At 60.5% G+C, this 9,264-nt stretch carries 10 protein-coding genes and 1 tRNA gene; 7 read left to right on the top strand and 4 right to left on the bottom strand.

All coding sequences use genetic code 11. The features are described from left to right. Positions 1 to 219: 219 nt before the first annotated feature. The 3 genes from H8A95_RS23335 to H8A95_RS23325 form a co-directional block, all read right to left on the bottom strand. Entirely contained in the window at positions 220 to 1,206 is a 987-nt protein-coding gene (locus tag H8A95_RS23335) for a FecR family protein (RefSeq protein WP_229185209.1), read from the bottom strand. Positions 1,207 to 1,299: 93 nt separating this feature from the next. After that, entirely contained in the window at positions 1,300 to 1,815 is a 516-nt protein-coding gene (locus tag H8A95_RS23330; RefSeq protein WP_229185208.1) for an RNA polymerase sigma factor, read from the bottom strand. Continuing rightward, positions 1,812 to 2,501 (bottom strand): TonB family protein, encoded by a 690-nt coding sequence (locus H8A95_RS23325; protein WP_229185207.1) that lies wholly within the window; start codon positions 2,499 to 2,501, stop codon positions 1,812 to 1,814. The genes H8A95_RS23330 and H8A95_RS23325 overlap by 4 nt, the downstream gene beginning before the upstream one ends. A gap of 307 nt (positions 2,502 to 2,808) precedes the next feature. Between H8A95_RS23325 and H8A95_RS23320 the strand changes: the two genes are divergently transcribed. The 3 genes from H8A95_RS23320 (at position 2,809) to H8A95_RS23310 (ending at position 4,877) form a co-directional block, all read left to right on the top strand. Further along, positions 2,809 to 2,898 (top strand) — tRNA-Ser (locus H8A95_RS23320). A 162-nt stretch (positions 2,899 to 3,060) separates the two neighbouring features. Then, positions 3,061 to 4,293 (top strand): tyrosine-type recombinase/integrase, encoded by a 1,233-nt coding sequence (locus H8A95_RS44205; RefSeq protein WP_229185206.1) that lies wholly within the window; start codon positions 3,061 to 3,063, stop codon positions 4,291 to 4,293. A gap of 65 nt (positions 4,294 to 4,358) precedes the next feature. Next, positions 4,359 to 4,877: a hypothetical protein gene (locus tag H8A95_RS23310; protein ID WP_229185205.1), complete on the top strand. Its 519-nt coding sequence runs from the start codon at positions 4,359 to 4,361 to the stop codon at positions 4,875 to 4,877. Positions 4,878 to 4,961: 84 nt separating this feature from the next. On the opposite strand, the gene H8A95_RS23305 is transcribed toward H8A95_RS23310, so the two are convergent. Continuing rightward, positions 4,962 to 5,315 carry a hypothetical protein gene (locus H8A95_RS23305; RefSeq protein WP_229185204.1) on the bottom strand — a complete coding sequence of 118 codons (354 nt, stop codon included), beginning with the start codon at positions 5,313 to 5,315 and terminating at the stop codon, positions 4,962 to 4,964. A 641-nt stretch (positions 5,316 to 5,956) separates the two neighbouring features. Between H8A95_RS23305 and H8A95_RS23300 the strand changes: the two genes are divergently transcribed. The 4 genes from H8A95_RS23300 (at position 5,957) to H8A95_RS23285 (ending at position 9,078) form a co-directional block, all read left to right on the top strand. After that, positions 5,957 to 6,190, top strand: coding sequence for a helix-turn-helix domain-containing protein (locus H8A95_RS23300; RefSeq protein WP_163160865.1), 234 nt, complete (start codon positions 5,957 to 5,959; stop codon positions 6,188 to 6,190). 300 nt (positions 6,191 to 6,490) lie between these two features. Further along, a complete protein-coding gene (locus H8A95_RS44200; RefSeq protein WP_229185203.1) occupies positions 6,491 to 7,162 on the top strand; it encodes a DUF7146 domain-containing protein in 672 nt (223 codons plus the stop codon). Beyond that, complete coding sequence (locus tag H8A95_RS23290; RefSeq protein ID WP_229185202.1) at positions 7,159 to 8,397, top strand: AAA family ATPase; 1,239 nt, start codon at positions 7,159 to 7,161, stop codon at positions 8,395 to 8,397. The genes H8A95_RS44200 and H8A95_RS23290 overlap by 4 nt, the downstream gene beginning before the upstream one ends. Before the next feature lie 312 nt (positions 8,398 to 8,709). Continuing rightward, on the top strand, positions 8,710 to 9,078 hold the full coding sequence (locus H8A95_RS23285) for a hypothetical protein (RefSeq protein ID WP_229185201.1): 369 nt from the start codon (positions 8,710 to 8,712) through the stop codon (positions 9,076 to 9,078). Positions 9,079 to 9,264: the final 186 nt, after the last annotated feature.

The raw sequence follows: 9,264 nt of genomic DNA, 5'->3' as shown, positions 1-9,264 counted from the left end.
CGGGACACAAGGCGCGACCGCAACCGGGTGCGGACGGCCAATTCACCGCGCGTAGAGGAATGATGGGTGGCTTGAGCTCGAACCGGCATGACAGTCCTTCCAGCGAACATCGCAGAGGTCACACCAGCGTGACGGGGAAGCCCCATCCAAAGCCGCAAGGGATTTTTGTGAAAGTTTCGTGTCACCGCAGAGCGGTCGCAAGATTGCAGGAACCAGGCTTCAGCTCAGCAGCACGATCCCGCCAGGCAGCGACCGCACGCGCGCATTGAAAGCCTGCTGGAGCTGGGTCAGAATCTCGTCCATACGATCGATGCGAAAACGGCCACTGACGGGCAACCGGGCGATCTCGGCATTGACGATGAAGATGCGGCCAGGCCGGTAGCGGTTGATCTCGTCGACCACATCGGACAACGGCGTGAAGCGAAACAGCAGGACGCCGCGCTGCCAAGCAGAGGCAGCCTCGATATCGGCAGCGGCGAGTGTCTCCCCGCGGGCGTCGTAGCGCAGTTGCTGGCTCTCCTTCATGGTGATCGTCTGGGCGCCCCGCTCGACCTGCAGCTCACCCTTGAGGCAAGTCACACAGACCGGCCGCTCGCCGCCGGCCGGTACATAGCGCACGTCGAACTGTGCCTGATCCGCGAAAATCCAGCGGTCGGCCACGCGAACGCCAAAGCTGCGCCCGGATGTGGCGAACTCCGCCTCACCGGAGAGCAACTCGATCCGTGCCGCGCCGGGATCGGCGGGTTGCAGCGCGATGCTGGTCTGCACGTTCATCCGGATTGAAACGTCGCCCGGCAGCGCCACGTTGCGCTGCTCGCCGATGCCGGTCCGGTAGTCAGCCGCGAGCTCCGACCACGACGGCCACAGATCGAGCGGCGGACGCGCAAGCGCATAGACGGCCGCCGCCGAGGCAGCGGCCGCGAGCCCTCCGCCGAGCAACGCGCGGCGATTGAACGGGCGCGAAGCGCTCGTCAACGGTCCTGCCGTCGCCGCCGCCCGCAAATTGCGACCGGCCGGCGCAAGGTCTCGCCACAGGCGGCTCGCTGCGGCAAAAGCGGCGGCATGCTCCGCGCTCTGGCCGCACCAGCGCCTCAGTGCCTCGGCGTCAGCCGCGGTGGCCTGTCCGGAGGTGAGATGCCGGACCCAGCCCACCGCTTCCCGCTTGAGCGGGTCAAATCCCATATCGTCGTTATCCATCGCGCTCATGGCCGGCGTCCGCCTTGTGCCCGCCTACGCCAAGTTGCGGCGGTTCTCACCACCACTTTCAATAAGACGTTTCCAGCCGGGCGAAACCGCATGCTATCCGCCGCTCCGATCGCGCCGCGCCAGACAATATTCCTGCGCCCGCTGCAGCTCGAGCTCCACCAGGCGCAGGGAAATGCCGAAGCGGCGGGCGATCTCCTGCCGCGGCATCTGGTCGAGCCGCGCTGCAAGCAGAATCGCGCGGCGGCGCGGCGGCAGCTCGCGCAGGATGGCTTCCAGCCCGCGCAGGTCCGAACGCGCGCGCGCCACCTGCTCCGGATCGGGCGCGCCATCGGCGATCTCGAGCAGTCCGTCGACCTCGGCGGTGCTCAGGGTACGACTATCGGCACTACGCTGGCGATCACGCGCCGCGTTCATGGCGACGCCAAAGATATAGTTGCCGGGATTGCGGACCACACCGACCGAATCCGCCCGGGCGATGCGGAGCCAGGCGTCCTGCAGCGCATCGCCCGCGAGCTCGGACGATCCCAGCCTGCGTGTCAGCCGTCGCTTGAGTTCATCATAGCGCTCGACCAGCAGGCGTCTTATCAGCGCCAGCGACGCCTCCGTCATGGCGTCGCGCTGGCGCGGCGCGCCGGAGTGCCGCTACAGGCCATCGTCGTGGCGGGTCCCTGCGGGACGACCACCAGAGTGACTGGCTGGGCGAGGCCTGCCGGCGGCGGCGCATCGATCTGCATCCGGCGTAGCGCTTGATCGATGCCCGCATCGACCGCAGCGCTGCCCGCCGAGCCCAGCCGCGCGTATCGTTCCACGTTGCCGGCCGGATCGATCCAGAATTGCAGCGCGATCCGATAACGGCCCGGCCGTGCATCTGCATCCGCACACAATGCGGCCCGAACGCCGGCCTGCAGCCGCGCATAATAATGATTCACTGGAACCGGCAGCGGCGCCTGTGGCGTGGCCGGAGCGGGATAAAGGACGAAAGACGTCTCTCCGAGCACTCGCGCCGACAGACCACTGCCCGCGAGCAGCCGCGCGAGCGCCGTGTCCGCGGTCATAGGCCCACGCACGGCGCTGGCATGCAGTCCAGCCGTCAGGTTGCTGTTGTAGAGAACGTTCCGACCAGCCACGGCGCCATACTGCTCGAGGGCGGCGGCCAGCGGCTGGGCTGTGATATCAAAATCGATCCGCGCCTCCTCTGCCGATGCTTTCGGCGGCGCCAGAACGAGGCACGCGCCGATCATCAGCGCACAGCACAGCCGCGCACTCCAGGTCTGCGCAGGCGCATCCGGGGTCAACTCGGCCCCTCGCGTTGGCAAGGCTGTCATGGTCGGGCGGGGACCATAGGCAGGCCGTGTAACAATCTCATGTCAGGAAGGTAGGAGCCCAGCGCATCGGCGATGCCCCCGCCGTGGTGCTGCGGAACTACGCGAAACGGTAGCGGAGCGCGGACGCCAAGGAGCGGCTTGCGAACACCCTCAGCGCGCTCGCGGCGGGTTTTCTCAAGTCCTGACGGTTCTCTGTCCCCGCATTGTCCCCAAACCCCGGTCTGTTCGCATTGCGTTCAGCCTCGCCCTACGGTAAGTGCCTGACATTCCCTGATCCGGAAGGGTGGCCGAGTGGTTTAAGGCACCGGTCTTGAAAACCGGCGTGCCCGCAAGGGTACCGTGGGTTCGAATCCCACCCCTTCCGCCAGTACACTGTTCTCCGTTGTTCTCCACTGTTCGGAATCCCCAGTAAAATCAGCGCTTTCGCCGGCAGGCTGTATTCCTTAGTTCGCCGTCGTTCCTCACAATCGAAGCGCAAACCGTAGCTTGGGACCGTAGGTTCGGAGGATGGTTTTGATCGGAGGAACACGTGGCTGGAAAACTCAGGCCGCTCGATGTCGAACGCGAAACGAAGCCCGGAAAGTATGCTGACGGCGATGGGCTCTACCTGATCGTCACTGGCCCCGGGGCGAAGAGCTGGTCCTATCGTTATTGGAAGGACGGCAAGGAGCGATGGCATGGCCTCGGCTCCTTCAGGGATGTAACTCTTAAGAACGCTCGTCTCGCACGTGACGCAGCTCGCCTACGTGTGAAGGGGGACCGCAACACGGCCGGCATAGACATCGTGCAGGAGCGCCGTGAGGCTCGCCAAGAGGCGAAGGCGGTGGAGGCGAAGGACGCGGCGCCGACCTTTGAGGAGTGCGCAGAGGTCTACATCCGCGCGCTGTGGTCCACGTGGAGCGAAAAACACCGCGATCAGTGGCCCTCCTCGCTTAAGCGATATGCCTATCCGACGATCGGAAAGCTGACCATCGCGGACATCAAGCCGAGCCACATCCACGAACTGCTCGCGCCCATCTGGTTGACCAAACGCGAGACCGCCAACCGGGTGCGCGGCCGGATCGAAACTATCATCGCAAAGAACGCCGACATTGACGACCTCGATTTCCGCAATCCGGCCGAATTGACGAAGCAGCTCCGCGAAAAGCTACCAAAGCGGCCCAAGCGTGTCATTCGTCACCACCCGGCCCTTCCCTATACGGATGCGGCGCACTTTATGAGTGAGCTTCGTGCGGCTGAGGGACGCGCCGGGATGGCGCTGCGCTTCTTAATCTTCACGGTGTGCCGCACGAATGAAATCCTCGGCGCCCGATGGTCCGAGATCGATCGGACCTATCCGGCCGGTGCGGTGTGGCGGATCCCCGGCGAGCGGATGAAGATGGACCAGGACCACTGCGTCCCGCTCTCGCAGCCCGCGCTAGATGTGCTCGACGAGCTAAGCAAAGGCCAGCAGAGTGAACTAATCTTCACCAACCCGGACGGCCACGAGTTTTCTGAGAACGCGATGCTCGCGGTACTCGATCGGATGGGCTACGGGCACGTCACTGTCCATGGCTTCCGAGCGACTTTTGCGACTTGGGCCGAGGAATGCACAGATTATCCCGACGGCGTTCGAGAGGCTGCGCTGGCCCACAAATACAAATCTGAAACGACCGCCGCCTACCAGCGTGGGGCTAAGTTGGAAAAGCGTCGTACTCTTATGCACGATTGGGCTGAACTCCTCCTTGCGCCAGGGAATGTAACGCGCTTGGCGCGTGGCTAGACTTTTCGTTAGATGCGGCGTCGACCGCCGAAATAATCTTCGCGCCGCAATGGATGGGAGACCATATGCGCGACCCAAACTACTACATCGCGCTCTGCGCACGCAAATTCGTAGAACTCACTCGGCAGCTGATTTTGGCAGTGGATGCGGAGCAGCGGGACAAGCTGATTGCCTTGCTGCAATACGTTAGGCAATCCGCGGTTCACGAGACAAATTCTGAGCGTGAGCGACGCCGGTGGCAATTGCCAGACGATCTTCGAAGGTGGACCGATCGCAAGGTTCAATTGGCACGCGACATAACACCGGTCGAAGTAGAGGCTTTGCGAGGCTATTACGCTGTGCCCGGTGGAGGATTGCTGGGAACGCTTTCGAGCGTCGAGATGATCCGCCTTGCTGACGTTTGTGAGGGATGGTCGTGCACTGCCGACCTCGATCGTCTTTCAGCAATTCAGACTCAGGGATTTGCAGATTCGATGCGATCGATGGCTGGTTTCCTGGGGCCAGACCACGTACCTCATGATCCGCCGGCCCGTTCCATTCATCGGTTCTTATACGAGATGGCCTTCTTGGATTCTAAAGACTGAGAAATTCGAGTACGCGCTCGTGAACGAAGATCCCGTTTTAATGGCGCAGCTAGCCTTGCCCGACTTTCGATGAGGTAGGCACGACTACGCCGGATCATTTCGCTGGTCACGCATTGCACTTATGGCGGCGAGCACAGCGACATAGAAGTCGTCCCAATCGCCGCAAAAGGGACAATACTTTGCAAGCTCCTGGTCACTGAGCTGTTCTCGGCAAAGGTTTCGGACAACCAGGCCGCCGCCAAAATGGAAAAACGCCGGATCAGAGTCGATGGGAAGACCTCTGGCGTGCAGGTCGTCGAGCTTTGCAAGGATATCGTCCGGCAGACGAGCTGCCACATATTGCTCGACGCTCTTTCGGATCGGCTCCGGGACCTGCGCCCATCGCTCCATGAAAAATAGGTTGGGATCGAACGACTTGTCGAAATCCGGGAAATTCATGAAAGCTCCGATTGAGCAATGAGGCAGCTTGAACAAAGCGCGGCTCGCACTCGACGTACCCAATATAGGGAAGCCGTTGCGCCATTGCTCATGCAAACCGCATCTTGCGGCAGACACTGCTAGCTTCTGACAATCAGGTTAGCCTAGGGCCACGCCGCCATCGCGGCTCCAGAGGCGATAGTGTCGCCGTCGCACCTTAGGTCGACTGTCTCAGCATCAGCGGGACTCCTCGTAGATGCCCGCCAGCTCACCCCGATCCGAGACTCATCCTTCCGCGAGATTTCCCACTACAACGCCGTTTAATTGCGTTCGGCCGTAGGTTTCGACCGTGGCTTTCACCCCGATTAGAGGAAAGCGCTACAATAAATGCCGTTCAGAGGATGGGATATTCAGCCGATGGCGGAAAGAATCTCGGTATGCGGATCGTAAGACGGTCCAAGACTATGCTGTGATCGCTGCTCGTTCCCCACCAGTCCCCCACCAGTACTCCACCAAGCTCTCCCCGGTCCCCGCCCGGTTCCCCACCTATAGTTGCATCTTTGTACGCGCACCACATTTCGGTGCATGAACGCACCTTGCTTGTTGCAGGAATGTATTCCTCGTTGTTCTGTCGAACCGTCAGAAACGTGCGGAGAGATTCGATGCAACAAACAAAGGACACGCAAAGTTCACGCGGCGCATTAGTTGCCACAGTGAGCGAGACTATGGCCGCGCTCAAGATTGGTCGCGCGAAGACGTACGAGCTAATCAATAGCGGGCAGATCCAGTCGTACGTCGAAGGCAGCTCCCGCAAGATCATTTGGTCATCGATCCACGACTACATCGAGCGGCGGCTCGCCGAAGAGGAAACGCGTCGCGATGGTCGGGCTGCCTGATCGAAAAGACGCCTGCCTCGCATCACAGGCATGTAATCCGATAAGGAGAGATCTCGCGATTGGTGCCCGATCGTCGTCCAATCTCGAGAACGCCGTCACCAGCGAGGACCGCAAATGAGCGCGCTCCGGGGATTGGCGCGAGCGCTGGGTGGGGAAGTAGCGGGTGCATCTGTTATTTGTCCTGGACCTGGGCACTCGTCGCGCGATCGCTCGCTTAGCGTGAAGCCATCGGCGGCAGCGCCCGACGGCTTCATAGTGTTCAGTCACGCCGGCGACGACTGGCGAGTGTGTCGGGCTCACGTGCTTCAGCGTTTGGGCAGTCATGCTGACCGCCGACCGGGACAGCGATTATCTCCTTCAGGCAACTACGGCGAAGCTGCGCGGGCGCTATGGCAGGAAGGCGTTGACCTACGCGGAACTATTGCCGAGCGTTATCTCGCGAGCCGCGGGCTTATGTTATCGGATGATATCGCGCCACGCGCCATTCGCTTTCACGATGCTTGCCCTTGGCGCGGCCAGGATGGCATCCTTGAACGCCGTCTCGCAATGATTGCGGCGTTTCGATCGGTCGTCAATGATCGGCTAGTGGCAGTGCATCGGACTCTGTTGTCTGACGACGGACGTAAGCTCGACCGCCGGATGCTTGGACCAGCCGCCGGCGCCGCGATCAAAATAGACGGCAACCAAGATGTGGAATATGGATTGACGATCTGCGAGGGTCTTGAAACCGGCTTGGCAGGTCGCGCCTTGGGTTTTCGGCCGGTTTGGGCGCTCGGTTCGGCCGGCGCCATAGGCTCGTTTCCATTGCTTCCTGGGATCGATGCGCTGACCATCCTTGCCGAAACGGATGATCGCGGCGCGAACGCGAGAGCCATCCAGAACTGCGGAGATCGATGGACTGCAGCTGGTCGCGACGTGTTCGTCGCTACGCCGCGCCTGGTCGGCGACATGAACGACGCGTTGCGCGTATGAAGATTCCAGCACCCACGCCGCGCGCTGGCGAAGTCGTGACGATCGAACGCTATGTTCCGAGCCGAGAAAGCGAGCCGCCGATTGCAGAAGTTTTCCCCCATACCCCCTCTCCTAGCTGGGCAGTCGGAAGCAGCCGAGAAGTTGATCAGGATCGCCTCGCAAGACAAGCACATCAGATCACAGACACCACGATCAATACCGTCAGCTTTCTGACATTGCTCGAGGAGAATGTCGTCGAAGAGCCGGACTACATCGAGCCCAATTTTGCTGGCCCCGGCCAGCTTGTATTAATCGCAGGCCCGCCAAAGGCGCAGAAATCTTTGCTGCTTCAGGAAATGCTCGTATCGTGCGCGCTTGGCGCGCCCTTCCTGCTGGAAACTTTCACCGTGTCGCAACCGTTAAGGGTATTCTGGTTGCAGGCGGAGATGAACCGCAAGCTCCTGCGCAAGCGAGCGCGTGAATTCGAGGACCTCACGAACGCTGACCGCCAACTGCTCGGCCAGAACCTAGTGATCTCAGAACGCTTCCGAATGCTTCTCGACGACGGCGGCGTTAAAAAGACCGTCAAAACGATCAGAGCTAGCTTCCCTGACGGAAAAATGCCTGACGTCATCGCGATCGATCCACTCGCCAACGTATTTGACGGAGACGATGAGAATCAGAGCGCGCAACTGCTCCGCTTCCTTACTACTCGGTTGGAGAAGATCCGCCAGGACGTTAATCCGATGGCGGTTATCGTACTTGTGCACCATTCGGCCAAGCGATCTGCAGACGAGCTTGCTCGCGACCCGTTTTCGACTATCCGAGGTTCAGGGGCACTACGCGGCTACTATGACAGCTGCATCGTAATCTCCCGGCCGAACGAAGAGACGAAGACGCGCAAAATTCACTTCGAACTACGAAGTGGCGAAGCGCCGGCGCCGATGACCGTGGTCTATTCCAAAGGACGCTTTAGAAAGGAGGCGGAGGGTGCTGCCATCGATAAAGCTATGGCCCGCAGGATGCTTGCTGATCTTAGAGCCGCGTGGGAAGCCGGCAAGCCGTGGGCGCTCACTGCGCAGTGTAGACCGGAAGGCCGTCATGCAGCGTATAATCTGTCCAGAGCCTATCGGATCAAGCCTACAGAGGTAACAGCCCTGATCAATGAATGGGCTAGGCTGAACGTCATCACGTTGCGCCCACGCATTACCCGAAAACGTCCCGCTGGTTTCGAAGTCACCGGGACGTTGGACTGATGCGCAGGTGCGCAGGTGCACTTGGTAAGCCATTGAAGTTGCTAGTGCGCAGCTGTAGCGCCGAAGGTGCACAGGTGCACAGGTGCCCCCTAAAAACCATTGAACTTGTTCACCGCACAACAGCACAGCACAGCTGCATATATAAATATATGCCTCCGCCGCTTCAGGCGGCGAGGCCTAAGCGCATCGAGGTTGAGCGCGCCGTTTGTCCGACCGCCGGCAAATCGACCGCGATGGTAGGCGACCAAACGACACTGATTCACGGTATTGAGTGGTCGATAGCTGCCGCCCCAAATCCGAGCAGCTGCCTATATGGCGCTCTCGTTGTTCAAAAAATTCAGAACGCTCGATTCCTTCTTGCGAGTAAGTATGCGGATGCGGATCACCGCTCCTCCCCACCGACTTGTTTTTGTTGAGCGTTCTGATTGTCGGATGAAAAACTACGGTCGGATTCCACGCTTCATGATGCATAACGGCCGTGTTCGTGAGACGAGCTTCGCAGAAGGCGGTAGCTCGGTGAGCCCCCACTCTCGATTAGCGCAGGCCGGCCTGCATGAACCAGAGGCGCAGCAAGTGTGGAGCAGCGCTATTACCGTACCAATGCTGTTGGTCACTGAAGTGCAAATGCTTGGCGGCGTTCGAATCCAAAAGGCTGTTTCGAGTCAGTCAATGGAACGGTGAAACATCGAGGCGATTTTCATAGTTCTTCCAGCCATTTTTAATGTTCCACACCACTGTCCGCCGGGTGCCGGCTCAGCAACCGTTACGGTGAGACACTTCCTGCAACAGGTTAGCGTCCAAATGCGTTTTAAAGGCTCTTCAGGAAGTCCCGCTCACTGCTCGCACGTCAACGGCGGTTGATGTGGC

Origin of the sequence: Bradyrhizobium oropedii (assembly GCF_020889685.1) — a bacterium.
Classification (GTDB): domain Bacteria; phylum Pseudomonadota; class Alphaproteobacteria; order Rhizobiales; family Xanthobacteraceae; genus Bradyrhizobium; species Bradyrhizobium oropedii.
Note: the sequence above shows the minus strand (reverse complement) of the source record. Positions and strands in the feature narration are given on the sequence as shown.

What these genes read in the sequence shown, in the direction of transcription:
- H8A95_RS23300 (WP_163160865.1), top strand. Translation starts at nt 5,957, where the DNA reads ATGCAACAAACAAAGGACACGCAAAGTTCACGCGGCGCATTAGTTGCC.
- H8A95_RS23290 (WP_229185202.1), top strand. Translation starts at nt 7,159, where the DNA reads ATGAAGATTCCAGCACCCACGCCGCGCGCTGGCGAAGTCGTGACGATC.
- H8A95_RS23330 (WP_229185208.1), bottom strand. Translation starts at nt 1,815, where the DNA reads ATGACGGAGGCGTCGCTGGCGCTGATAAGACGCCTGCTGGTCGAGCGC.
- H8A95_RS23335 (WP_229185209.1), bottom strand. Translation starts at nt 1,206, where the DNA reads ATGAGCGCGATGGATAACGACGATATGGGATTTGACCCGCTCAAGCGG.
- H8A95_RS23305 (WP_229185204.1), bottom strand. Translation starts at nt 5,315, where the DNA reads ATGAATTTCCCGGATTTCGACAAGTCGTTCGATCCCAACCTATTTTTC.
- H8A95_RS23285 (WP_229185201.1), top strand. Translation starts at nt 8,710, where the DNA reads ATGGCGCTCTCGTTGTTCAAAAAATTCAGAACGCTCGATTCCTTCTTG.
- H8A95_RS23310 (WP_229185205.1), top strand. Translation starts at nt 4,359, where the DNA reads ATGCGCGACCCAAACTACTACATCGCGCTCTGCGCACGCAAATTCGTA.